Annotated in this window: 19 protein-coding genes and 1 tRNA gene; 10 read left to right on the forward strand and 10 right to left on the reverse strand. The window is 68.2% G+C overall.

What is annotated here, in order from left to right:
- Nucleotide 1: 1 nt before the first annotated feature.
- The 3 genes from AC1DHY_RS03845 to AC1DHY_RS03855 all read right to left on the reverse strand — a co-directional run bounded on the left by AC1DHY_RS03845 (nt 2) and on the right by AC1DHY_RS03855 (nt 3,073).
- On the reverse strand, nt 2-682 hold the full coding sequence (locus AC1DHY_RS03845; RefSeq protein WP_476903172.1) for an NUDIX hydrolase: 681 nt from the start codon (nt 680-682) through the stop codon (nt 2-4).
- On the reverse strand, nt 679-1,446 hold the full coding sequence (gene nth / locus AC1DHY_RS03850; RefSeq protein ID WP_476878299.1) for an endonuclease III: 768 nt from the start codon (nt 1,444-1,446) through the stop codon (nt 679-681). The genes AC1DHY_RS03845 and nth overlap by 4 nt, the downstream gene beginning before the upstream one ends.
- A 79-nt stretch (nt 1,447-1,525) precedes the next feature.
- On the reverse strand, nt 1,526-3,073 hold the full coding sequence (locus AC1DHY_RS03855) for a hypothetical protein (RefSeq protein WP_476878276.1): 1,548 nt from the start codon (nt 3,071-3,073) through the stop codon (nt 1,526-1,528).
- Between the two features lie 440 nt (nt 3,074-3,513).
- Here AC1DHY_RS03855 and acs point away from each other — a divergent pair, with 440 nt between their 5' ends.
- From acs to AC1DHY_RS03870, 3 genes are all read left to right on the forward strand, one after another.
- Nucleotides 3,514-5,550: an acetate--CoA ligase gene (acs, locus tag AC1DHY_RS03860; RefSeq protein WP_476903264.1), complete on the forward strand. Its 2,037-nt coding sequence runs from the start codon at nt 3,514-3,516 to the stop codon at nt 5,548-5,550.
- A 136-nt stretch (nt 5,551-5,686) separates the two neighbouring features.
- Complete coding sequence (gene aroQ, locus AC1DHY_RS03865; protein WP_476880469.1) at nt 5,687-6,160, forward strand: type II 3-dehydroquinate dehydratase; 474 nt, start codon at nt 5,687-5,689, stop codon at nt 6,158-6,160.
- A 2-nt stretch (nt 6,161-6,162) separates the two neighbouring features.
- Entirely contained in the window at nt 6,163-7,209 is a 1,047-nt protein-coding gene (locus AC1DHY_RS03870; protein ID WP_476903173.1) for a DUF2332 domain-containing protein, read from the forward strand.
- Nucleotides 7,210-7,233: 24 nt separating this feature from the next.
- On the opposite strand, the gene AC1DHY_RS03875 is transcribed toward AC1DHY_RS03870, so the two are convergent.
- Nucleotides 7,234-8,418 (reverse strand): MarP family serine protease, encoded by a 1,185-nt coding sequence (locus tag AC1DHY_RS03875; protein WP_476903174.1) that lies wholly within the window; start codon nt 8,416-8,418, stop codon nt 7,234-7,236.
- 251 nt (nt 8,419-8,669) lie between these two features.
- On the opposite strand from AC1DHY_RS03875, the gene AC1DHY_RS03880 reads away from it, so the two are divergent.
- Complete coding sequence (locus AC1DHY_RS03880; protein ID WP_011693220.1) at nt 8,670-9,347, forward strand: Crp/Fnr family transcriptional regulator; 678 nt, start codon at nt 8,670-8,672, stop codon at nt 9,345-9,347.
- An 84-nt stretch (nt 9,348-9,431) separates the two neighbouring features.
- Here AC1DHY_RS03880 and AC1DHY_RS03885 read toward each other — a convergent pair whose 3' ends face one another.
- From AC1DHY_RS03885 to AC1DHY_RS03895, 3 genes are read right to left on the reverse strand one after another with little or no spacing between them, the layout of a single operon-like run.
- Nucleotides 9,432-10,343 carry an NUDIX hydrolase gene (locus AC1DHY_RS03885; protein WP_476903175.1) on the reverse strand — a complete coding sequence of 304 codons (912 nt, stop codon included), beginning with the start codon at nt 10,341-10,343 and terminating at the stop codon, nt 9,432-9,434.
- A gap of 16 nt (nt 10,344-10,359) precedes the next feature.
- Nucleotides 10,360-10,950, reverse strand: coding sequence for a RidA family protein (locus AC1DHY_RS03890; RefSeq protein ID WP_476903176.1), 591 nt, complete (start codon nt 10,948-10,950; stop codon nt 10,360-10,362).
- A 2-nt stretch (nt 10,951-10,952) separates the two neighbouring features.
- Nucleotides 10,953-11,108, reverse strand: a complete 156-nt coding sequence (locus AC1DHY_RS03895; RefSeq protein WP_476880481.1) for a DUF4177 domain-containing protein — start codon at nt 11,106-11,108, stop codon at nt 10,953-10,955.
- A gap of 37 nt (nt 11,109-11,145) precedes the next feature.
- On the opposite strand from AC1DHY_RS03895, the gene AC1DHY_RS03900 reads away from it, so the two are divergent.
- The 5 genes from AC1DHY_RS03900 (at nt 11,146) to AC1DHY_RS03920 (ending at nt 19,067) form a co-directional block, all read left to right on the forward strand.
- On the forward strand, nt 11,146-13,509 hold the full coding sequence (locus AC1DHY_RS03900; RefSeq protein ID WP_476903177.1) for a transglycosylase domain-containing protein: 2,364 nt from the start codon (nt 11,146-11,148) through the stop codon (nt 13,507-13,509).
- A gap of 2 nt (nt 13,510-13,511) precedes the next feature.
- Complete coding sequence (locus tag AC1DHY_RS03905) at nt 13,512-14,459, forward strand: metallophosphoesterase (RefSeq protein ID WP_476903178.1); 948 nt, start codon at nt 13,512-13,514, stop codon at nt 14,457-14,459.
- Nucleotides 14,460-15,257: 798 nt separating this feature from the next.
- Nucleotides 15,258-17,075 carry an ABC transporter ATP-binding protein gene (locus tag AC1DHY_RS03910; protein ID WP_476903179.1) on the forward strand — a complete coding sequence of 606 codons (1,818 nt, stop codon included), beginning with the start codon at nt 15,258-15,260 and terminating at the stop codon, nt 17,073-17,075.
- Nucleotides 17,072-18,904: an ABC transporter ATP-binding protein gene (locus tag AC1DHY_RS03915; protein ID WP_476879940.1), complete on the forward strand. Its 1,833-nt coding sequence runs from the start codon at nt 17,072-17,074 to the stop codon at nt 18,902-18,904. The genes AC1DHY_RS03910 and AC1DHY_RS03915 overlap by 4 nt, the downstream gene beginning before the upstream one ends.
- Nucleotides 18,905-18,990: 86 nt before the next feature.
- Nucleotides 18,991-19,067 (forward strand) — tRNA-Pro (locus tag AC1DHY_RS03920).
- Nucleotides 19,068-19,293: 226 nt separating this feature from the next.
- On the opposite strand, the gene AC1DHY_RS03925 is transcribed toward AC1DHY_RS03920, so the two are convergent.
- Nucleotides 19,294-19,536 carry a hypothetical protein gene (locus tag AC1DHY_RS03925; RefSeq protein ID WP_476903180.1) on the reverse strand — a complete coding sequence of 81 codons (243 nt, stop codon included), beginning with the start codon at nt 19,534-19,536 and terminating at the stop codon, nt 19,294-19,296.
- A 143-nt stretch (nt 19,537-19,679) separates the two neighbouring features.
- Here AC1DHY_RS03925 and AC1DHY_RS03930 point away from each other — a divergent pair, with 143 nt between their 5' ends.
- Nucleotides 19,680-20,945 (forward strand): helix-turn-helix domain-containing protein, encoded by a 1,266-nt coding sequence (locus AC1DHY_RS03930; RefSeq protein ID WP_476879939.1) that lies wholly within the window; start codon nt 19,680-19,682, stop codon nt 20,943-20,945.
- A 25-nt stretch (nt 20,946-20,970) separates the two neighbouring features.
- On the opposite strand, the gene AC1DHY_RS03935 is transcribed toward AC1DHY_RS03930, so the two are convergent.
- A complete protein-coding gene (locus AC1DHY_RS03935; protein ID WP_476903181.1) occupies nt 20,971-21,918 on the reverse strand; it encodes a phosphoribosylaminoimidazolesuccinocarboxamide synthase in 948 nt (315 codons plus the stop codon).
- A gap of 2 nt (nt 21,919-21,920) precedes the next feature.
- Nucleotides 21,921-23,234 carry a phosphoribosylamine--glycine ligase gene (gene purD, locus AC1DHY_RS03940; protein WP_476879937.1) on the reverse strand — a complete coding sequence of 438 codons (1,314 nt, stop codon included), beginning with the start codon at nt 23,232-23,234 and terminating at the stop codon, nt 21,921-21,923.
- Between the last annotated feature and the right edge of the window lie 65 nt (nt 23,235-23,299).

Below are 23,299 nucleotides of genomic sequence, written 5' to 3' on the forward strand. Positions count from 1 at the left end.
CCTAGACGTCGATCCCGTGCAACCGCGTGCGGTCCCAGCGGACGGACCAGCCCAGCTGGTCGAAGAGCTGGTTGAGGATCATTCCGGTGAAACCCCAGACCACCACACCGTTGACGGTGAAGGCCGGGCTCTGGAACGTCTGGCCGGCCCGGCTGACGGTGGCCATTACCCGGTTGTCGGGGTCCAGCAGGTCCCGCACGGGCACCCGGAACACCTGCGAGGATTCGCCGTAGTCCACCACCCGCACGGGCGACTGGGAAGCCCACCAGCCCAGGACCGGGGTCACCAGGAAATTTCCCCGCGGCAGCGCCAGCTCGGGCATGGCACCGAGGACCTCCACCCCGCGCGGGTCCAGTCCGGTCTCCTCTTCAGCCTCGCGCAGGGCGGCCTCGATGACGGATTCGCCGGGGTCGATGCCGCCGCCGGGGAAGGCGACCTGGCCGGGGTGGTCGTCGAGGGTCTGCGCCCGCTGCAGCAACAGCACGTCCAGGTCCGCCGGCGCCAGCAGCTTCACGGAGGTCGCAGGGACGTCATCGAGCGAGCCGAACAGCATCAGCACGGCGGCCCGCCGCACCCGCTCGCCGGGCTCCACCGCCAGCTCGCGCCACCGCGGATCCGGTGCCGGCGCCGTGCCGGCCCGCACCGCGGCCACGAGGTCTATCAGGTCCTGGCGGGCGGTCATCGTGGCTTCTTCTGTGATTCCATGCGGATTTCCGCCGCGCGGTGCGTTTCGGCGAGCAACTTCGCCAGGAGTTCCTCCTGCCCCGGGGCCAGCTCGTACTTCAGGAGTTTCCATGCCTTGTCCGGGTCCGTTTCGCCGGCACCGTAACTCGGGCACCAGTTCGCGACGGCACAGGCGCCGCACGCCGGTTTGCGCGCGTGGCACACCCGCCGGCCGTGGAAAACGACGCGGTGCGACAACATGGTCCAATCCCGGGGTTCGAACAGTTCCGCGACGTCGGCCTCGATCCGGACCGGGTCCTCCGAATCCGTCCAGCCGAAGCGGCGGGCCAGCCGGCCGAAGTGGGTGTCCACCGTGATGCCGGGCACGCCAAATGCGTTACCGAGGACAACGTTCGCCGTTTTCCGTCCGACGCCGGGCAGCGTCACCAGGTCCTCCAGGCGGCCGGGCACCTCGCCGTCGTAGTCGTCGACGAGCTTGGTGCCCAGCGCCATCAGGTTCCGTGCTTTGGCCCGGAAAAAGCCGGTGGGTTTGATGATCGCCTCGAGCTCGGCCGGCTCAGCCTCGGCCATGCTCCGCGCGTCCGGGTACCGGGCGAAGAGCAGCGGCGTGATCTGGTTGACCAGCAGGTCCGTGGTCTGGGCGGACAGGACAGTCGCCACCACGAGTTCAAACGGGTTACGGAAATCCAGTTCCGCGTGCGCGTAGGGATACTGTCCGGCCAGTTCCTTGTTGATCCGGCGGGCACGGCGCTTGAGCCCCAGCGCCGTCTCCCCATCCGCCCCCGGGCCGGGTTTCGCGCTGCCGGAGCCCGCGCCGCCGAGTGCGGTGGCCACGGCTCCGCTAGCCGCGTTCGATGTTGCTGAGGTCGCGGAGCACGCCGACGCGGCCGTCGGTGTGCTGGACCAGGAATTCGTGGCCGCGGTCCTCGAGGGCCAGAACCCAGCCCCCGGGCTCGATGACGAAGGCCGGGGCGCCGCTGCGTTCGTCGACGGCAGTACGGGGCTGCGCGACGGCGAACCAGAACGCCTCGTAGGCCGGCTGGGCTCCCGCTTCCGGGCGCTGTGCCGGGTCGACGGTGGCGCCGATCGGTTCCTGCGACCGGACCTGCGGGGTGAGGGCGGTGGGGGCGTCATGGGCCGCGGCCGGGGCGGACGACGACGTTGCGGCCGGGGCGCTCGCGGCCGACGCCGGAATACCGGCCGCCTGGGTTTCCTCCGGACGCGCGGTCTGCGGCGCGGTCTGGGCGGCGGTCTGCGGGGTGGGCGCCGCAGCCTGGGCCTGCTCGGCGGCGGTGCCGGAGGCAGCGCCCTGCCCGGCCGGAGCCTGAGCGGCCGGAGCCGGAGCGGGGGCCGAAGTGGCAGCTTGGGTCTGCTCCGCGGCGGGAGCGGAGTCCTGTCCGGCAGCCGGGGGCGCGTAGGCCGCCGTCGGCGTCGGGGACACGGACGGCGTGGAGGCCGCCGTCGGCGTCGCGGAGGCGGACGGGACGACGCCGTTCGCCTGGGTCGCGGGCTCGGCACCGGCGGGGCGGGCGTACGGGGAGGCGGCCGCCGCACCGGCGGAGGCTCCGGCTACACCGGCGGCTGATCCCGCTGCCGTCCCGGCGGGGGTTCCGGCTCCGTAAGGTGCTTCCTGGTGATCGCGGGCCCCGGAGTCACGCGAGGCAGTCTCCGGGTTTTCGGCCTTTTTGCCCGGCGTGACGCGTTTGGCCCATCCGGCCAGCGTGCTGCCGCCGTCCTTGGGCTTCCCGGCGCCCGCGGCCTTGGGCTCCTTGGGTGCCCGGGGCTTGCGGACCGGCTGCGCGGCGTCACGGGCCACGATGTGGGCGGGAGCCTCGGCGCGGTGCAGGAAATCACCGGCGAGGCTGGGGAACAACCGCGCGAGCACCGTGGCGGTGAACAGCCCCAGGGCGCCGATCAAGCCAAGCAGGAGGCTCGGCACAAAGGCGCCGGCGGTAGCCAGGAAGAAGAACGCCAGGCTGAAGGACGCCACCACGGAGCCGAACTGGTCAATCGAGAGGGACCCGACACGGATTTTTGTGCCGGGGCTGACCCGGCGGGCCACGAAAAGGGCCGTGACGATGACGGGCAGCAGGACTCCGAGGCCCAGGAAAAAGAGGCTGCCCAGGTTCCAGAGGTTGTACCGGACCGCGAACATCGGGATCAGGGAGGCGATGAAGAGCACCAGGGTGGACCCGAATACGGTGAGGTCCCGGACGGTGAACGGGCCCAGCACGGCCTCGTTGTTCCTCGTGTTCGGTTTGTCCACCGTGAAGCGTGGCTGCTCCCCGCGCTTTTCCCCCCGTGCCTCGGCCGGGACCGGGCCGGACTGGCCTGCCTGGCCGTCGTTGCGGGAGGGCGTGTGGAGCTGCCCGTTGCTTTGCTCGTACATTCTGTTCTCCTTAGCGTGGCCGCACCCTGGACGGTGCCGCCTAACGGCAGGCGAAAAAAGGACCGCCAGCGGTCCTGTCGCCCCCATCGGATGTCACAACTCCATCTCAGCCTAGCCAAGTGCAGGACTGATCACTAGCTGCCCGGCCGTCACTCCAGCACCGGCGCTGAACCCTTTCGCCCTGCGCTTAAACCGGCTGTCCGGGCGGCGGGTGTCCGCGTTTTGGGGGGCGCCCGCCATTCGGCGCTTAATAAACACCGTTCACGGTTCCTCGTGTGACGGGGCACACGTTCTGTCAGGGCCACGCGTTAGGGTGTATTTCGGAACAGCTCCTCGCGGTACGGCCGTGACCAGCCGATGCCCGACGACGCGCAGGCGGTCGGCATTGCGGTGGGCATGGACGTCCGTGCAGCACGGATCGATGAATGACGAGGTTCACCATGTCCCAGCAGCCCCAGGGCTCCACCACCACCACCACCACTCCCCGCCAGGGCGACGCCTTCGAGAACCTCTCGCACGAGGACCGGAAGTTTGCCCCGTCGGCGGAGTTCGCGGCCAACGCCGTGGTCACCGCGGCGGACTACGCCGAGGCCGACGCCGACAGGCCGGCTTTCTGGGCCAAACAGGCCCGCGGGCTCTTGAGCTGGAGCAAGGACTTCACCCAGACACTGGACTGGTCCACGCCCCCGTTCGCCAAATGGTTCGTCGGCGGCGAGATCAACGCCGCGTACAACGCCCTGGACCGCCACGTGGAGGCCGGCAACGGGGACCGGGTGGCCATCTACTTCGAGGGTGAGCCCGGGGACACGCGCACCTACACCTACGCGCAGCTGACGGAGGAGGTCAAGAAGGCCGCCAACGCGTTTGAATCCCTCGGTGTGGCCAAGGGCGACCGGGTGGCGGTGTACCTGCCGATGATCCCCGAGGCCGTTATCACTCTGCTGGCCTGCGCCCGCATCGGCGCCATCCACTCGGTTGTCTTCGGCGGGTTCTCCGCCGAGGCCCTGAGGTCCCGGATCGACGACGCCGAGGCGAAGCTGGTGGTCACGGCCGACGGTACGTACCGCCGCGGCAAGCCCAGTCCGCTGAAGCAGGCCGTCGACGAGGCCCTGTCCCACGAGGGCAGCGGCGACGGGCACACGGTCCAGAACGTCGTCGTGGTCAAGCGCAACGGCCAGGATGTCGACTGGCATGAGGGCCGGGACCACTGGTGGTCCGACACCGTCGACGCCGCCTCGGCCGAGCACACTGCCATCGGCCACGACGCCGAGCATCCGCTGTTCATCCTCTACACCTCCGGAACCACGGGCAAACCCAAGGGCATCCTGCACACCACCGGCGGCTACCTCACCCAGGGCGCCTACACCCACAAGGCCGTCTTCGACCTGCACCCGGAAACGGACGTCTACTGGTGCACGGCCGACATCGGCTGGATCACCGGCCACTCCTACGTCGCCTACGCGCCGCTCCTGAACGGCGCCACCCAGGTGATGTACGAGGGCACGCCCGATTCCCCGCACCAGGGCCGCTGGTGGGAGATTGTGGAGAAGTACAAGGTCTCCATCCTGTACACCGCCCCCACCGCCATCCGCACCTTCATGAAGTGGGGCAAGGAGATCCCGGCCAAGTCGGACCTGTCATCCATCCGCGTCCTGGGGTCCGTGGGCGAACCCATCAACCCCGAAGCGTGGATGTGGTACCGGGAGGTCATCGGCTCCAACGCCGGCGCGCACGGAGAAACCAAAGATAACCCGGCACCGATCGTGGACACCTGGTGGCAGACCGAAACCGGCGCCCAGATGATTGCCCCGCTTCCCGGGGTCACCGCGACCAAACCGGGTTCCGCGCAGGTCCCGCTGCCCGGCATCGCCGTGGACGTCGTGGATGAGGCCGGCGAATCCGTACCCAACGGGGCCGGCGGGTACCTGGTGATCCGGGAGCCGTGGCCGGCCATGCTCCGCGGGATCTGGGGGGACCCGGAGCGGTTCAAAGAGACCTACTGGTCCCGTTTCGAGACGATGTACTTCGCCGGCGACGGCGCCAAGAAGGACGACGACGGCGACATCTGGCTGCTGGGCCGGGTGGATGATGTTATGAACATCTCCGGCCACCGGCTCTCCACCGCGGAGATCGAGTCCGCCCTCGTCTCCCACCCGGCCGTAGCGGAAGCCGCCGTCGTCGGAGCCGCCGACGAGACCACCGGGCAGGCCGTCGTCGCGTTCGTCATCCTGCGCGCGGACGCCGTCGACTCCGGCGACGCGATGGTCCAGGAACTCCGCAACCATGTGGGCAAGGAGATCGGGCCGATCGCCAAGCCCCGGACCATCCTGGTGGTGCCGGAACTGCCCAAGACCCGCTCCGGAAAGATCATGCGGCGCCTGCTCAAGGACGTCGCCGAAGGCCGCGAAGTGGGCGACGCCACCACCCTGGCCGACAACACCGTGATGGCCCAGATAGCGAGCTCGCTCAAGAAGTAGCCCGCGCTCAAGGTCTAACGCATAGGCCGTCGGCCCCCTGGGCCCCCACCAGCCGGTGGGGGCTCAGCCGGCGGGGGCGGCGGCCGCGGCAGGACACATCAGCGTCCGGCCGCGCCAACGCGGTACATTGGCAGGCATGAGCGAAGCCACCCCCTCGGACCCCGGCCGCGGCACAATCCTGGTCCTCAATGGTCCCAACCTGAATCTGCTGGGCACCCGCGAGCCGGAAAAGTACGGCACGGCCACCCTTGCCGACGTCGAACAGCTTGCCAAGGACGCAGGCGCGGCCCTCGGGTTCGCCGTCGAGTGCTTCCAGTCCAACCATGAAGGCGCGCTCATCGACGCCATCCACGCGGCCCGCGGCAAGGCCGTCGGCATCGTGCTGAACGCCGGCGCCTATACCCACACCTCGGTGGCGATCCGGGATGCCCTCACGGCCGTGCAGGTGCCCGCCGTCGAGGTCCACATCACCAACGTGCACGCCCGTGAACCGTTCCGGCACCACTCCTACCTGTCCGATGTCAGCAAAGCCGTCATCGCCGGCGCCGGCGTCCTGGGTTACCGTTTCGCCGTCGAATACCTCGCCGAACTGAACGCGCCCCGGGGCTGACCATGGCCCCGGATGCCGGGCCCACCCGGACCTCGGACTGGTACCGGCACTTCGGTACCGTCGACGCGCCCGGCAACTCCGCCTGCTACGCGGAGTGGTCGCTGGGCATCGCCGACGATCCCGCGCTGCTCCGGCGGATCGATCAGTGGCCGCACAACAAACGCCAGCCGCTGCTGATGCTGGCGGCCGCCCGCTTCCTGGGCGCCGGGATCAGCCCCTACCCGGAGTTCCGGCAGTTCCTGGACCGTCACTGGGGCGCCGTCTCCCGGACCGTCCTCGCGCGCTCCACGCAGACGAACGAGGCCGGCCGCTGCGCCGCGCTCCTGCCGTCCCTGGCGCGGATCGCCGCAGCGGAGCGCCGGCCACTGGCCCTGATCGAGGTCGGCGCGTCGGCCGGGCTCACCCTGTACCCGGACCGCTACGGTTACGAGTTCGACGCCGGGCCCGGTGCCCTGACGCGCCTCGATCCTGCGGGCGCCGCGGCCGGGACCTACCCTGTCCTGCGGTGTTCCACGGCCGGCCCGGTGCCTTTGCCAGCCGTGCTGCCGGAGGTGGCCTGGCGCGCCGGGATCGACCTCAATCCCCTGGACATCCGGAACGCCGACGACGTCGCCTGGCTGGAGGCCCTGATCTGGCCGGAGCAGGACTTCCGCCGCCAGCGGCTGCGCCAAGCGATCAGCGTCGCCCGCGCAGATCCGCCCCTGCTGGTCGCCGGGGACCTCAACGAACAACTCGTGGCCCTGGCGGACCAGGCACCGCCGGACGCCGCCCTGGTGGTATTCCACAGCGCCGTGATGGCCTACCTCGACGCGGAGAGCCGGGAGCGTTTCCGCGACACGATTGGCCTGCTGGCAGCCGACCGCGGCTGCCACTGGATCTCTAACGAGGGCCACATGGTGATCGTGCAGGCCGACGGCTCCAGCGTGGTGCCGGAAATGGACGAATCGCGTCTGGGCGGCCGCTTCCTGCTGCTCGAAGACGGGCTGCCCGTGGCGATCGCCGGACCGCACGGCCAAAGCCTGGAGTGGATCGAAGCGCCTGCGGGCTAAGGTGCGGCTACGAACACCTCGCGGCTATTTCTTGATGCACTGACCCGGCGAAACGGCGGTGCCCAGCCCGGCAGCGCGGGCGGCGACGGGGGCGAGATCATTCATGGTGATGGCGAATCCGAGCGAGGGTTCAGAGGTTGACTTGGCGAAGACGACGCCGGCCACCTGCCCGGACGTGGTCAGCAAGGGGCCGCCGGAGTTGCCCGGCTGGACGTCGCCCGCCAGCCGGTAGACGTCCTCGGCGGCGGCGTTGTTCCCGTAAATATCCGGGACCAGGACGGTGGTGATGTCGCGCACGGTTGCCGGCTTCGACTGGAACGGACCGCCGTGCGGGTAGCCCGCGAAGGCGGCCGGGCTGCCGGCGGGCAGGTCCTGGCCCATGGGCAGCGGAGCGGAGGGCAGTCCGTCCACGGCCAGCACGGCGAGGTCGTGCCGGCTGTCGAAGTAGACCACCCGGCCGGGAAGCGCCCCGCCGCCGGGGACCTCGACCACAGGCTCCGGCACGCCGGCCACCACGTGCGCGTTCGTCACGACGCGACCTGGCGAGACCACAAAACCGGTGCCGGTCTGGTTCTGGCCGCACTGGTACGCGGTGCCGGCGATCTTCAGTACGGAAGCGGCGGCTTTGTTCAGTGCCGGGGTGTCGGTGCTGGCATCCGGAACCGGCACCGGCCGGCTGCCGACGCCTCCCTCGAACAGGGTGGGGATACCGTCCCCGATCACGGCCGACCGCAGCTGCGCCATGGACGTCTTCAGCGGCGTGGGCGTGACGCCGTCGATGAAGCCGATCACCTTCGAATCGGCAAGCTGCTGGGACACAAAAGGAACACCCAGGGCGCTGATGCTGAACGCCAGCATGGACATCACGAGGGCGGACACCGCGAGGTTGACCCCGCCGCCGACCACCCGGTCGACCAGGCGGAGCGGGCTGATCCGGACGACGCTGCGGATCCGCCGGCCGATCATGGTGCCCAGCCCGTGGCCCAGCATGATCAGGAGCACGGCCGTGGCGATGATCGCGGTGAGGCGCCAGCCCGGGTCGTCCACGAGGTCGCTGACGATCGGCACGGACATAAAGGCGGCCACGGCACCGGCGGCGAAGCCCGCGATGCCGCCCAGCGTCACCAGGAAGCCGTTCCGCAAGCCGTAGATCAGGTAGGACAAGAGCGTCAAAATCAACGCCAGGTCCAGGATGGTCAAGCCGAACACCGGGGCTCCTTAGGGACTGGTAGGTCCCTTATTCTACCGGCGCAGGCTGACTGTTTGTCGGGGCCGGGTTCCGGGCTGGACGGGGCGCGGGCGGTGATGACGACCGTGGCCGGATGCGCGGCCCGGGACGGGGCCGGCCCGTCACGTGCCCGCCGCAAAGCGCGTTTCGGTGCCAAGTACGTCACAGAAGCCGCAAAATTCTGAAACAATGGCTGAAGCGCCCCAGCCGACACAGTAAGTCAGGAGATTTCATGGATATCGAGGTATTGCGCCGCGCACCCCTTTTCGCCACGCTCGACGACGAGGCGTTCCGTCTGCTGACGGACGAACTCACCGAGGTGGACCTCTCACGCGGAGCCTCGGTTTTCCGGGAAGGCGACCAGGGTGACCAGCTCTACTTCATCGTCTCCGGCAAAGTGAAGCTTGGCCGCACCTCCCCGGACGGCCGCGAATCGCTGCTGGCCATCCTCGGCCCGGGTGAACTGTTCGGCGAAATGGCCCTGTTCGACCCGAGCCCGCGGACCGCCACGGCCACCGCGGTCTCCGAGACCCGCCTGGCCGGGTTGAAGAACGAGAGCCTCAACGCCCTGCTGCGGACCCGCCCGGAGGTTTCCGCACAGCTGCTGCAGGCCCTGGCCCGCCGCCTGCGCCGCACCAACGACTCACTCTCCGACCTCGTCTTCTCGGACGTTCCGGGACGTGTGGCCAAGGCGCTGCTGGATCTGGCCGACCGCTTCGGCCGACCCGCGACCGACGGCGTGCTGGTCGCCCACGAGCTGACCCAGGAAGAGCTGGCCCAGCTGGTCGGCGCCTCCCGCGAAACGGTCAACAAGGCCCTCGCCGAGTTCGTCCAGCGCGGCTGGCTGCGCCTCGAGGCCCGTGCCGTTGTGATCCTCGACATGCAGCGTTTGCGCCAGCGTTCCCGCTAGGCCCACTGCGCCTGTAGGCATACGAAGGGCCGGCTCCGAACGATCGGAGCCGGCCCTTCGCTGTATCCGGACTTGTGCTGCGTTCTACCGTTCGCGCTGCGGTTCCCCCGCCACGGTCTTGGCGGCTTCGACTTCGAGCATGAGCCGGCCGTCCTCTTCCACCAGGGTCGGCTGGTAGGCGTGGGCCTTGCGCTTGTAGCTCAGGTAGGCGATGCAGCCGTTGGCTGCGGCCATCTTCTCCAGCATGATCTCCGAGCCGGGTACCAGGAGCTGGCCGAGCGTCAGCCCCACCGTGTTCGGCTGGCCCACCTCGTCGCCGAGGACCGTCGTGTCACGGCCCTCCACGGCCTTGCGGACACACACCCACCGCGCCCACACGCCCTTACTGGCCAGCATCGAGGGCTGCTGGTTCATCGGGATGGTCGCAGCGAAGTAGCGGGTGTTGAAGCGGCGGTGGGCGAAGTCGGGGCTAAGCCAGTTCACCAGAGGTTTGAGCAGGTCGGTACGAACCGACAGGCCGCGCTTGGCAAGCACGTCGGTGAACGACTTTTCCTGGTCTGCCACCGCCTCGCGGGCGCGCATCCACTCGGACGTGGACGTGGCCTCCACGGTGGTGGACAGGTCCGGGCCGGCCAGCAGGACGCCCGTCTCCTCGAACAGCTCACGGATGGCGCCCACCACATGGCGGCGCGCCAGCCCGACGTCGGGCGTTCCCATCTGGTCGGCCCACCACTGTGGCGGCGGACCAAGCCAGCCGACGGCGTCGTCGTCGGAGGATTCGAGCGAGCCGCCGGGGAAGGCGAGCACGCCGAGCGGCGACGAGCCGGGCCGGTAACCCAGCCAGGTTTCCAGACCGGTGGGCGAATCGCGCAGCAGGACCACGGAGGACGCGAACCGGGGCGCCCGGGGGGTCCGCTCGCCGTGGTCAATCCAGCTGCGGGCGGCCTCCTCAAGATCCGGGGGGAGGACAAACAGGCGTCGTGCTAAGTGCGGCAAAGGAAGCGACCGGCCTTTAGGCGAATTCGGCGATCAGTTCGACCTCGACCGGGGAGTCGAGCGGCAGGACTGCAACGCCGACGGCGGAGCGTGCGTGCTGGCCGGCGTCGCCGAGGACTTTGCCCAGGAGCTCGGAAGCGCCGTTGATAACACCGGGCTGGCCGGTGAACGAGGGGTCGGAAGCGACGAAGCCGACCACCTTGACGATGCGGGTGACCCGGTCGAGGTCACCGATGACGCTCTTGACGGCAGCCAGGGCGTTGACGGCGCAGATCTCCGCGTAGCGTTTGGCTGCCTCCGGTGAGACGGTGGGCTCATCCGAGGCGGCCTCGGTGCCGCCGGAGACCTTGCCGGTCGCTTCCAGCTTGCCGCCGATGAAGGGCAGCTGGCCGGACGTGTACACGTGGTTGCCGGAGATCACGGCGGGGACGTATGCGGCCACCGGGGCGGCAACGTCGGGAAGCGTCAGGCCGAGCTCGGCAAGGCGTTGTTCGACGGCGGACGACGCGCCGGTTGCCGTGGCACTTTCGGCCGGGCCGGCGGTGCTGGCGGCCGGAGCTGCGGTGCTCACAGCCGTGGCCGGCGCCGCTGTTTCGGGGGTGGTCATTGCTAGTTCTTCTCCCGCTTCAAGTAGGCAACCAGGCCGTTTCCATCGGGGCCTGTAACAACCTGGACGAGCTCCCACCCGTCCTCGCCCCACTGGTCCAGGATCTGCTTGGTCGCGTGGATAATGAGCGGAATCGTGGCGTACTCCCATTTGGTCATGAAGTAAAGCCTAGTCCTTGCCGGTAAAGTGGAAAACATGGCGACTGGTAAGAACCCTTTATTCGACACGGCCACCACCCTCGGAAAGCTCATCCTTTTCCTGGGCGTGAGCGCGATTTGTGGTGTCCTCGTGGCGGGGCTGCTGGTCCCGGCGGCCGCCGTTTCCGGCAACGCCGCGAGCGGTTCGATCAAATTCTTTGAGACCCTTCCAGCGGAACTGAAGGTTGAGCCGCCGAGCCAGTCGACCAAGATCCTGGCCGCGGACGGCAGCGTCATCGCCAACCTGTACCAGGAGAACCGGACCCGGGTTTCGCTGGACCAGATGTCGCCGTACATCAAGGACGCGGTAGTCGCCATTGAAGACAGCCGCTTCTACGAACACGGCGGCGTCGACACCACCGGTATTCTCCGCGCACTGGTCAGCACTGCCCGCGGCAACAAGCAGGGTGCCTCGACCATCACCCAGCAGTACGTGAACAACGTCATCAACTCCTCCCTGGAGTCCGAGGGCAAGGGCGACAAGGTCCTGCTGAACGGTGTTAACAAGGGCGTCGGTGACAAGCTCCGCGAGATGAAGCTCGCCATCGCGCTGGAGAAGAAGTTCTCCAAGGAGCAAATCCTCGAGGGTTACCTCAACATCGTCTTCTTCAACCGTGACGCTTACGGCATCGAGGCTGCCTCGCGGTTCTTCTTCAGCACCTCCGCCAAGAACCTGACCCTGCCGCAGGCGGCCCTCCTGGCCGGCGTCGTGAACAGCCCGTCGTTCTACGACCCCATCACCAACCCGGACAACGCCAAGGTCCGCCGCAACCTGGTCCTCAAGGCCATGCTGTCGCAGAAGAAGATCAAACAGGCCCAGTACGACGCCGCCGTCGCCACGCCGGTCAAGACCAAGGTGACCCAGCCGCGCCAGGGCTGCGCCTATTCGCCGACGTCGCCGTACTTCTGCGACTACGTGCTGCACCTGCTGCTGAACAACCCCGCCTACGGTGCGGACACCAAGGAACGCGAACGGAAGATCTTCCGCGGCGGCCTGACCATCAAGACCACCCTGGACCCGAAGGCCCAGAAGGTCGCCCAGACGCAGGTTGACTCCGCCGCCGGCGCGAACCCGGACAAGTGGGGCGCGTCCATGGTGTCCGTGGAACCGGGCACCGGCAAGATCGTCACCATGGCCCAGAACACTTCATGGCTGGAAACCAAGGGAAAGTTCAACACGCAGCTGAACTTCAACGTCGACAGGTTCGATGACAAGGGCAACGACCTCAACGGCCTCGGCGGCGCCCAGCCCGGCTCCACCATGAAGCCGTTCACCTTCGCCGAGTGGCTGGACGAGGGCAAGTCGATGAACACCGTGGTCGACGGCTCCGTGCGCCAGTACCCCCTGAACTTCCCGTGGAAGAACACCTGCGGCACCAACACCGGCGCGTACAGCACCCCCGAACATGATGCGCAACTGGGCGCCGCAGAGGACCTGCAGAACGCCGAACCGGACTATTACAAGCCGATGTCCGTCCTCAAGGGCCTGTACAACTCCATCAACACCATCACGTTCGCATCCGCCGCCCAGCTCGATTTCTGCGGGATCCAGAAGGTCGTGGACGCGGTCGGACTGCACTCGGGGCTGCCCACCAGGGACCAGGACGGGAAGATTGTCCTCGACGCGAACGGCCACATCAAGGAGCCGACCCCGAAGATCAATATGTCCCAGATCTCCAACCTCCTGGGCTCCACCCAGACCGCTCCGCTGACCATGGCGAGTGCCTTTGCCACCTTCGCCAACGACGGCCGGTACTGCGCGCCGATCGCGATCACCTCGGTAACGGACGCGACCGGGGGCAAGCTGCCCGGCCAGGCCACGAACTGCCGCGACGCGCTCAAGCCCGAGGTGGCCAGGGGCGTGAACTACGCCCTGCAGGAAGTCCTGAACCGCGGCTCCGGCTCGCTGATCCAGCCACGCATTTCGACGGTGACCAACTTCCCGATCGCGGCCAAGACCGGTACCTCCAACAACAACGGTTCCACCTGGGTTGTTGGCCACACCACGGGCCTGGCCACCGCCGCCTGGTTTGGTGACCCGCTCGGCGCCCAGGGACGTTCGGGCCAGAACATCACGGTCAACGGCCAGTTCTACCAGGGCATCGACGGTTACATGATTGCCGGTCCCATGTTCTCCCGGTTCATGTCCCAGATCGCGCCCGGGTACGGCACCGAACCGTTCCCGGAACCGCCGTCGAACCTGCTGACCGAACCCACGCCATACCAGCAGCCGAACACCAACACGGGCGGCAACAACGGCGGCGGGAACAGCAACTCCAACACGGCGCCGTCGTCGCCGAGCCCGGCCCCGTCCTCCGCGCCGTCCGCGCAGCCGACTAAGCCCGGCAACAAGAAGCCGTAGCCGTGCCCGCCGGAACCACCCTGGCCAGCCGCGTCCGAAGCATCGGGCGCGGCTTCGCCGTCACAGCCGCTGCCGGGGCTGCAGCAGGCGCCGCCGCCGCCGGCTATGGCCTGTGGGAGAAGAACCAGTTTGTCCTTCGGGAAGAAACGCTTCCCATCCTCCCGGCCGGGTTCGGCCCGCTGCGGGTGCTGCACCTGAGTGACATCCACTTCATTCCCGGCCAGAACCGTAAGGCCGCGTGGCTCCGATCCCTCGCGGAACTAAACCCCGATCTGGTGGTCAACACCGGAGACAACCTCAGCCACGCCAAAGCGGTGGACCCCCTGCTTGAGATCCTGCAGCCGCTGATGGAATTCCCCGGCGTCTTCGTTCCGGGATCCAACGACTACTTTGCCCCGCGGTTCAAGAACCCCGCGTCCTACTTCCTGGGGCCCTCGAAAGCCCAGAAGGACCCGGACACCCTCGACTGGCCGCGGCTCCGGGCAGGCTTCGGCATGGGCGGCTGGGTGGATTTGACCAACCGCTGCCAGTCCCTGGTGATCAAGGGACTCCGCATCGACTTCTCCGGCGTCGACGATCCGCACCTGCGCCTGGAGCGCTACGCCGGCTGGCCCCGCGGCACTAAAGGCCAGGACGGCAAACCGCACCTGCGGATCGCCGTCGCGCATGCCCCGTACCAGCGCGTGCTGGACCACTTCACCGAGGACGCCGCCGACCTCCTCCTGGCCGGCCACACCCACGGCGGCCAAATCTGCGTCCCGGGCTACGGCGCCCTCGTCGCCAACTGCGACCTGCCCACGTGGCGTGCCAAAGGACTCCACGACTGGGAAAGCAACGGAAGGACGACGCCGGTAAACGTCTCCGGCGGGATCGGCACCTCCCGCTTCGCGCCGGTCCGAATCGCCTGCAAGCCCGAAGTCGTGCTGCTCACCCTCACCGCACGTTCCTGAGCGGGGCCTTGCCTGGCTCCTTGCGACGGACATGCCCATCCCTGGTCTTCAGCGTCGGACATGCCCATCATTCCTGCCCCTCGGCGACGGACATGCCCATCCTTGGACTTCGGCATCGGACATGTCCGTCCCTAGACGCCGGCTTCGGGCATGCCCGTCAGTCCTGCACCTCGGCGACGGGCATGCCCATCCTTGGTCCCTAGCAATGGACATGTCCATCCCCGGCACTCAGGGATGGACATAGTGGCATTATGTCCATCCCCCGACGCCAGGAGTGGGCATGTCCGGACAAACCTTGCGCCGGAGACGAGCATGTCCATCTGGGCCGTTGCAGAACACGCATGTCCGTCGCCAGCTCGGAAAAATGGGCATGTTCGAAAGTGGCATCCAAGAACGGACGGGCATGTCCATGTGGGCCTCGGAAAAATGGGCATGTCCGTTCGGGCCGGCGCAGAACGGGCATGTCCGCCGCGGCGACCCTGGACCTACGCCGGTCGTCCCGCGTCCAGACCACGCCCCCAGCCGGCCCGCGTCCAGACCACGCCGCCCGTCGTCCCGCGTCCAGACCACGCTGCCACTACCCGCCACCCATCGCGGCACCGCGCGGCACCGCCCGCCACCGGCCGCCCCGCCCCGCCACCCACCCCCACCCCACCATTGCGGAACATGATTACTGGGCGAGATTCCGGAACTGGACAATATCCTGTGAACGGGGTCACGGGATGGCCTAGGGTAGTTGCTACAGGAAACTACATCCAGTTGCGTAATCCCTTTCGCAGTTGCAGCTAAGAAGCAGGCATGGCCAAGCAGACCCCGTTCTTCTCATCAATTCGCCGTCTATATCCGCACGTCAGGCCGATTATGCCGCGCCTGGTCATGGGCCTGCTCTCCGCCTTGATGGCTAGCCTGGTGGCCCTGGCCATTCCCCAGGTGCTGCGGGTGCTCATCAATGACTGGCTGCGTCCCGGCGGCAGCAGCCAGGCCGTCTGGATCGCCTCAACTGTGATTCTGCTGCTGGGGATCGCCGAAGCCGGGCTCGTCGCGCTCCGCCGGCAGTTCGTCATCAACCCGGCCACCACCGTGGAAACCCGGATGCGGGTGTCGCTGTACGACCACCTGCAGGATCTTACTGTCTCCTTCCACGACCGCTGGGGCTCCGGACAGCTGCTCTCGCGGGCCATGACGGACCTGAACTTCCTCCGGCGCTGGATGGCGTTCGGGGCAATCATGCTGGTGGTCACCACCTTGACCGTCGTGATCGGCGTCGTCGTGATGTTTTCCATGAGCTGGCAGCTGGCCCTGATCTTCCTGGCCGCCGCGGTACCGATCATGATCTACGGCTTCCGCTTCCGTACCCGGTTCAGCAAGGTAGCCCGGCGCAGCCAGGACCAGGCGGGGGACCTCGCCACCACGGTCGAAGAGTCCGTCCACGGCATCCGCGTCCTCAAGGCCTTCGGACGCAGCCGCGAGGCACTCGAGAACTTCAACGAACAGGCCGAGGAGCTGCGCCAGACCGAGATCGCGAAAGCCAAGCACCTGGCGGCTTTCAGCCTGGTCGTGACGCTGCTGCCCGAATTGGCCCTCGGCGCGGGCCTGGTGGTCGGCGTGATGCTGGCGGCCGACGGCGGGCTGAGCATCGGTTCGCTGGTGGCCTTCTTCGCCACCGCCGCCGTCATCGCGGCACCGGTCGAATTCTGCGGCATGCTGCTGGCCATGGCCCTCACCGCCAAGACCGCCGTGGACCGGCACTACGAGGTGATGGATTCGGTCAACACCATCACCAGCCCGGATCAGCCGCGCCGCCCCGCGGAGCTTAAGGGCGCCCTGGACTTCCGGAACGCGACCTTTGCCTTCGAGGACGCGCCGGACAAACCGATCCTGCGGGACATCACTTTGCACATCCTGCCCGGCGAAACCATGGCGCTGGTGGGCATCACCGGCAGCGGCAAGAGCGCCCTGCTCCAGCTGGTCCCCCGCCTGTTCGACGTCACCGCGGGAGCGGTAACTATCGACGGCGTGGACCTGCGGGACTTCAGCGTGGAGGACCTGCGCACGGTCGTCGCGGTGGCCTTCGAGGACACCACCCTGTTTTCCAGCTCGGTCCGGGACAACGTCCTGCTCGGCGTCCCGGCCGGGGAGTCCGCGGAGCGCCGCGAGGAGATCCTGGCCGAGGCGCTGGAGACCGCGCAGGCCCACTTCGCGTACTCGCTGCCGGAAGGCCTGGACACGCTGATCGGCGAGGAAGGGCTCAGCCTGTCCGGCGGGCAGCGGCAGCGCATCGCCCTGGCCCGGACCGTGGCCGCCAAACCGAAGGTCCTGGTCCTGGACGATCCGCTCTCCGCGCTGGACGTCAACACGGAAGAACTCGTTGAGGCGCGGCTGCGTGAAGTGCTCGCGGACACCACCACCCTGATCGTGGCGCACCGGCCCTCCACTGTGGCCCTGGCCGACCGGGTGGCCCTACTGGAGGACGGCAGGATCGCCGCCGTCGGCACCCACACCGAACTGCTCGCCACCAACAGCCACTACCGCTATGTGATCGCCAGCCTGGACCCGCAACCGCGGGACCTCGACTCCGAAATGTCCGCCCTCGAGGCCGAGGAGGTGTCCCGATGACCACGGCCACCTTCGGTACCGCCAACGAGGACAACGCGCATCTGTCCAAGTCCGAAAGCAAGGCCGTCCGGCGCCGCTCCCTGGCCCTGCTGGCCTCGCTGATCCGCCCGGTGCGGCTGCGCTTCTGGCTGACCATCGCCGCCGTCGTCCTGTCCCAGGCGGCCCGTGTGGCCGGGCCGGCGCTGATTGCCTTCGGCATCGACCGCGCCCTGCCCGCGTTGCGCGCCGGTGACAGCATCCCGCTGGTACTGGCCGGTGCCGCGTACCTCGCCGCCGCCGTCGCCACCGCCGGACTTACCGCCGTGTACGTGACGTCGACGGCGCGCCTGAGCCAGGCGATGCTGCTGGACCTGCGGGTCCGGGTCTTCCGGCAGACCCAGCGGCTGAGCCTGGAGTTCCACGAGAAATACACCTCGGGCCGCATCATCGCCCGGCAGACCTCTGACCTCGAGGCCCTCCGCGAACTCCTTGACTCCGGCGTCAGCTCCCTCGCCTCCGGGATGCTGTTTATGATCTTCACCGCGGTCACTGTGTTCGCCCTCGACTGGCGCAGCGGTCTCCTTGTGCTCGCCGCCGGCGTCCCCATGTATTTCCTGTCCCGCTGGTACCAGAAACACTCCCAGATCGCCTTCCGCGAGTCCCGCGTCGTTTCGGCCCGGCTCATTGTGCACTTCGTTGAGACCATGACCGGCATCCGCGCCGTCAAGGCCTTCCGCAAGGAACGCCAGAACGCCGGCCGCTACGCCGAACTCTCCGAGGAGTACCGCAAGGTCACGGTCCGGTCCATCAACCTCAACGGCGTCTTCCAGCCGGGGCTCGTGCTGATCGGCAACGTCTGCGTCGCCGTCGTTCTCCTGGTGGGCGGCTTCCGCGTCCTCAGCGGCGAACTGGCCGTGGGCGTGCTGCTGGCCCTGATCCTGTCCGCCAAGCGGTTCTTCCAGCCGGTGGAACAGATGGCGATGTTCTACAACTCCTTCCAGAGCGCGCAGGCGGCCCTGGAGAAGGTCTCGGGCCTGCTGGAGGAGGTGCCCACCGTCCGGCCGCCGAAGACCCCGGTTGCCCTGCCCTCGGCCAAGGGCAGCATCGAATTCAACAACGTCGAGTTCCGCTACGGCGACGGCCCGGTCATCATCCCCGCCCTGGACCTGCACATTCCCGCCGGCCAGACCGTGGCCCTGGTGGGCCAGACCGGTGCCGGGAAGTCGACCCTGGCCAAGCTGATCGCCCGCTTCTACGACGTCTCCTCGGGTTCCCTGACGCTCGACGGCGTGGACCTGCGGGAGCTGACGACGGCGGACCTGCGCCGCAACGTTGTGATGGTCACGCAGGAGGCCTTCCTGTTCAGCGGCTCGGTGGCGGACAACATCGCGCTGGGCCGGCCCGAGGCCTCCCGGCAGGAGATCGAGGACGCGGCACGGGCTGTGGGCGCCCACGAGTTCATCTCGGCCCTTCCCGACGGGTACGACACCGACGTCAACAAGCGCGGCGGCCGGGTCTCCGCCGGGCAGCGGCAGCTCATCAGCTTCGCCCGCGCCTTCCTGGCCCGCCCGGCCGTGCTGATCCTCGACGAGGCCACGTCCTCCCTGGACATCCCCTCCGAACGGATGGTCCAGTCCGGCCTGGCGAGCCTCCTGGCGGGCGTCAGCTCGGGCGAGGCGGGCCGGACCGCGCTGATCATCGCGCACCGGCTGTCCACCGTGGAGACCGCTGACCGCGTGCTGGTGGTCCATGACGGCAGGGTGGTGGAGGACGGCACCCCCGAGGAGCTGATCGGAGGCGGCGGCCGCTTCGCCAAGCTGCACGGCGCCTGGAAGGACTCGCTGGTCTAAGCCCCTCCCCCGCGAGGGCCCGCGGCCGATTCGCATCCGGAGCCCGGATCGGATACTCTTGTGAAGTTGCTTTTGAAGTAACGGATCGGGATGTGGCGCAGCTTGGTAGCGCGCGTCGTTCGGGACGACGAGGTCGCAGGTTCAAATCCTGTCATCCCGACCATTCAAAAGAGGGTCCTCCACTCGGAGGGCCCCCTTTTTTGTGCCCTACGAGTGCAGGAACCTCCCGACGGCGCGCGCACCGTACACCGCCGTCGAACACCATCGACTGCTGCGCAACCGCCGTTTAGACCCCTCAAAGGGCGGTTACGGAGCACTCGACACGGGTCCGGGCACGAAAAAGCCCCGGAACACCCTTGCGGGCATCCCGGGGCTTTCGGGAGAGTTGGTTACATCGGGTCCGGCCAGTTGCCGATGCCGGTGGTCTTGGCCATCGGATCCGGCCAGTTACCAATAGCGGAAAGGCTGCTGGTGGAGCTCATCGGATCGGGCCAGTTGCCGATCGCCTGGGTGCTGTTGCTCATGGGGTCCGGCCAGTTACCAATGGCACTCACTGACAGTACTGCCGGAGCCGCTGCGGAGAACGCCAGGGCACCAGCCAAGGCGACAGACGCTGCAATCTTCTTAAACATGTGGGTTCCTCAATACGAGTCGGAAATACGCTTCGAAAAGTTACAAAGCAAGCACGAGCCCTTGTTGACATACATTGTAAAATTACTTGCACAGAGACTGTCAAGCATTTAGTACAAAGACTGTCCGGAATTAGGAGGAACCCGTGGGGAACGGATTCGGGGAGAAGCTCCGAGCGGAACGGCTGGAGCGCGGCCTGACGCAGGCGGAGCTGGGCAAGGACCTTTTCTCGCCCAGCTACATCTCGCTGCTGGAGACCGGCCGCCGTGAACCGACCGCGGATGTCATCGAAGAACTCGCCCGCCGGCTCGAGCTCGCCCCCAAGGCGCTGGAGGCCTGGAGCCAGCCCGTGTCCGTCAGCGACGCCGAATACGTGCTCGCCGGGCTGTACGCCCGTCAGGCCTGGGACCTGCGCGATTACCCGCTCGCCGCCAGCCATGCCGCCACCGCCGCCCAGATCGCCCTGGAAGGCAAGAACACCAGCGCCTGGTGGAACATGACCTACATGCAGGCCGAGTGCCTCATGAAGCAGGGCCACCTCAAGGAGTGCCAGGACCTGGTGCAGCGCTTGCTGGACCACCCGATGGCCGCCGAGTCGGCCGGTCTGGGCGTCCGCGCACGGCAGATGCTGGCCGCGGTGTGCCACGGCCAGGGCCAGCTGGCGGTCGCCGTCGAACACGCCCAGGAGGCGGTGCGGCTCTGCGCCCAGCTGCCCAAGGGTTCCACCCTGATCATCGGCGCCCTGCGCGCCCTGATCGGCGCCCTCGCCGAAAGCGGCCGGCTGGATGAGGCCTGGCAGTACTGCCAGGACATGAACGAGCAGATGGATGACCAGCCGATCTCCCAGCTCGCCGGCGAAGTCGCCTGGGTGATCGGGAACGTGGCCTTTATGCGGCACGACTACGCCGAGGGCATCAAGTACCACGAGAAAGCCGCCCAGCTGCTCTCCCCCGCGAACGACATCGACCTGTGGGCCCGGTTCAACAAGGCCTCAGCCGCGGTCCGGCTGTCCTCCGGGATTGTCGAGCCGGAGACCCTGTCCTCGATCGAGCGCGCCGAACTGGCCCTCTCGATCGTCGGCGGCAACAAGACGGACCGGCTGGAGGTCGCATTCATCCGGGCGCGCTGGCTCTACCTCACCGGGGATATCGTGGGCGCCGTGCAGAAGCTCCGGGAGATCCACGCCGAACGCGACGCGCTGGCCAAACACGTGGCCGGGGAGGTCGCCCTGCTGCTGGGCAAGGCGCTTAAGGCCGCCGGGGAGTCCGAGGAAGCACTCGTCTACCTGGACGAGGCCCAGAAGGAGTTCAGCGCGGCCGGCGCCTCGGACCGCGTGCAGCAGGCCATGGATGCGGTCCTGGAAATCCGGCTGGCCCAGCGCCGCGCCGAAGCCGCCGCTGCCGGCAAGTAGCAGGCTGCCGGCAGCGGGGCGGCGGCTAGCTGAAGCTGCGGCCGGTGAGCTTCTCGTACGCTTCGACGTAGCGGCTGCGGGTGCGGGCCACAACGTCGGCCGGGAGCGCCGGCGGCGGCGTGTCCGAGGCCTTGTCCCAGCCTGACTCGGCCGAGGTCAGCCAGTCGCGGACGTACTGCTTGTCGTACGAGGGCTGGGCCTTGCCCGGCTCGTAGGTGGCGGCGTCCCAGAACCGGGAGGAGTCCGGTGTCAGGACCTCATCGCCGAGGGTGATGACCCCGGTGGCGGGGTCGATGCCGAACTCCACCTTCGTGTCGGCCAGGACAATGCCGCGGGCGCGGGCGATCTCCTCGGCCTTGGTGTAGATCTCCAGGGTCAGCTCGCGGAGCCGCCCGGCGACGTCGTCGCCCACCAGTCCGACGACGGCGTCGTAGGTGATGTTCTCGTCGTGCTCGCCCACCTCGGCCTTAGCGGAGGGTGTGAAGATGGCCTCGGCGAGCCGAGACCCGTCCACCAGCCCCGCCGGCAGCGGAATGCTGCACACCGTGCCGGACTGCCGGTATTCGACCAGCCCGGAGCCCGTCAGGTAACCGCGGGCGATGCATTCGACCGGGAACATCTCGAGCTTCTTGCAGATCATGGCCCGGCCCTCCACCGCGGCCGGGACGCCGTCCGCCACAGTGGAGGCGAGGACGTGGTGCTCCACGCCCAGCTGTTCGAACCACCAGAGGCTCAGCTGGGTGAGGATGCGGCCCTTGTCCGGGATCTCGCTCGAGAGGACATGGTCGTAGGCGCTGATCCGGTCGCTGGCGACCACCAGCACACACTCACGGCCCAGGCGCTCGGTGATGGACGGGTCCGCCGGGACGTAGAGGTCCCGGACCTTGCCGGAGTAGACATGCCGCCAGCCGGGCAGGTCCAGGGTCTCGGTGTCCAGGCCGCCGGCGGGCATGGCCGATTCAGATGCGTTCATGCTCAGGCCTTCGCTTTCGCGACGGCGGCGGCCGTGCCGGGCGCCGCCACCTTGATTTCGCCGCGGGCGGCTTTGCCGCCGATGTCGGTGCGGAACTGTCCGCCGTCGAGTTGGACCAGTTCGACGCCGTCGTACGCCCGTTCACGGGCCTCCACGAGGTCCGTCCCAAGCGCCACAACGGCGAGGACGCGGCCGCCAGCGGAGACCACCTTGCCCTCCTCGTCGAGCCGGGTGCCGGCGTGGATCACGTGCACGCCCTCAATGGCTTCGACCTTCTTCAGGCCGCGGATCCGGTCCCCGGTCCGGGGGGTGCCGGGATAGTTTTCGGCGGCAACGACGACGGCGACGGCGGACTCCTTGGACCAGCGCAGCGGCTGCGCCTTCTCCAGTTCGCCCTTCGCGGCGGCCATCAGCAGGCCGCCGAGCGGCGTCTTGAGCCGCGACAGGACGGCCTGGGTCTCCGGGTCGCCGAAGCGGACGTTGAACTCGATGACCCTGGTGCCGCGGGAGGTCAGCGCGAGGCCCACGAAGAGGACCCCGACGAACGGGGTGCCGCGGAGGGCCATCTGGTTGACGGTGGGCTGCGCGACGCGGTCGATGACCTCCTGGACCAGGCCATCGGGAGCCCAGTCCAGCGGGGTGTAGGCGCCCATGCCGCCGGTGTTGGGGCCCTCGTCATTGTCGAAGATGCGTTTGAAGTCCTGCGCCGGGGACAGCGCGACGGTGGTGCTGCCGTCGCAGAGCACAAAGAGGGACACCTCGGGGCCGTCCAGGAATTCCTCGATGACCACTGTGCCGCCGGCGTCGAAGCAGGTCTGCGCGTGCGCCAGTGCCTCATCCCGGTTGCCGGTCACCACGACGCCCTTGCCGGCGGCCAGCCCGTCATCCTTTACGACGTAGGGGGCGCCGAAGGTGTCCAGCGCGTCGGCGGCCTCGGCGGCGTTGGACGCCACCCGGGCCATCGCGGTGGGCACGCCGGCCTCAGCCATGACCTCCTTGGCGAACGCTTTAGAGGCCTCGAGCTGCGCGGCGGCCTTGCTGGGACCAAAGACCGGGATGCCGGCGTCGCGCACGGCATCGGAGACACCTGCGGCCAGCGGGGCCTCGGGGCCCACCACAACGAGGTCGACGTCCAGCCGGGTGGCCAGCGCGGCGACGGCCTCGGGATTATTGTCGTCGATGGCGTGGGTGGGGACCAGCTTGCTGATGCCGGCGTTGCCCGGGGCCGCGTGGACCTCGGAAACATTCGGGTCGGCGAGCAGGGAACGGACAATGGCGTGTTCGCGGCCGCCGGGGCCGATGACAAGTACCTTCACAGTTCCCAAGGGTACTTTGTGGACCGCGCAGGCTCCTAAGCTGTGACCTGCCGCCGGACATGCCC

It is taken from the genome of Arthrobacter sp. 05L44 (assembly GCF_056397605.1).

Bases quoted from the DNA above. Each gene is read 5' to 3' on its own strand.
- AC1DHY_RS03845 (WP_476903172.1), bottom strand. From the start codon at position 682: ATGACCGCCCGCCAGGACCTGATAGACCTCGTGGCCGCGGTGCGGGCC.
- AC1DHY_RS03855 (WP_476878276.1), bottom strand. From the start codon at position 3,073: ATGTACGAGCAAAGCAACGGGCAGCTCCACACGCCCTCCCGCAACGAC.
- acs (WP_476903264.1), top strand. From the start codon at position 3,514: ATGTCCCAGCAGCCCCAGGGCTCCACCACCACCACCACCACTCCCCGC.
- aroQ (WP_476880469.1), top strand. From the start codon at position 5,687: ATGAGCGAAGCCACCCCCTCGGACCCCGGCCGCGGCACAATCCTGGTC.
- AC1DHY_RS03870 (WP_476903173.1), top strand. From the start codon at position 6,163: ATGGCCCCGGATGCCGGGCCCACCCGGACCTCGGACTGGTACCGGCAC.
- AC1DHY_RS03880 (WP_011693220.1), top strand. From the start codon at position 8,670: ATGGATATCGAGGTATTGCGCCGCGCACCCCTTTTCGCCACGCTCGAC.
- AC1DHY_RS03890 (WP_476903176.1), bottom strand. From the start codon at position 10,950: ATGACCACCCCCGAAACAGCGGCGCCGGCCACGGCTGTGAGCACCGCA.
- AC1DHY_RS03895 (WP_476880481.1), bottom strand. From the start codon at position 11,108: ATGACCAAATGGGAGTACGCCACGATTCCGCTCATTATCCACGCGACC.
- AC1DHY_RS03900 (WP_476903177.1), top strand. From the start codon at position 11,146: ATGGCGACTGGTAAGAACCCTTTATTCGACACGGCCACCACCCTCGGA.
- AC1DHY_RS03910 (WP_476903179.1), top strand. From the start codon at position 15,258: ATGGCCAAGCAGACCCCGTTCTTCTCATCAATTCGCCGTCTATATCCG.
- AC1DHY_RS03915 (WP_476879940.1), top strand. From the start codon at position 17,072: ATGACCACGGCCACCTTCGGTACCGCCAACGAGGACAACGCGCATCTG.
- AC1DHY_RS03925 (WP_476903180.1), bottom strand. From the start codon at position 19,536: ATGTTTAAGAAGATTGCAGCGTCTGTCGCCTTGGCTGGTGCCCTGGCG.
- AC1DHY_RS03935 (WP_476903181.1), bottom strand. From the start codon at position 21,918: ATGAACGCATCTGAATCGGCCATGCCCGCCGGCGGCCTGGACACCGAG.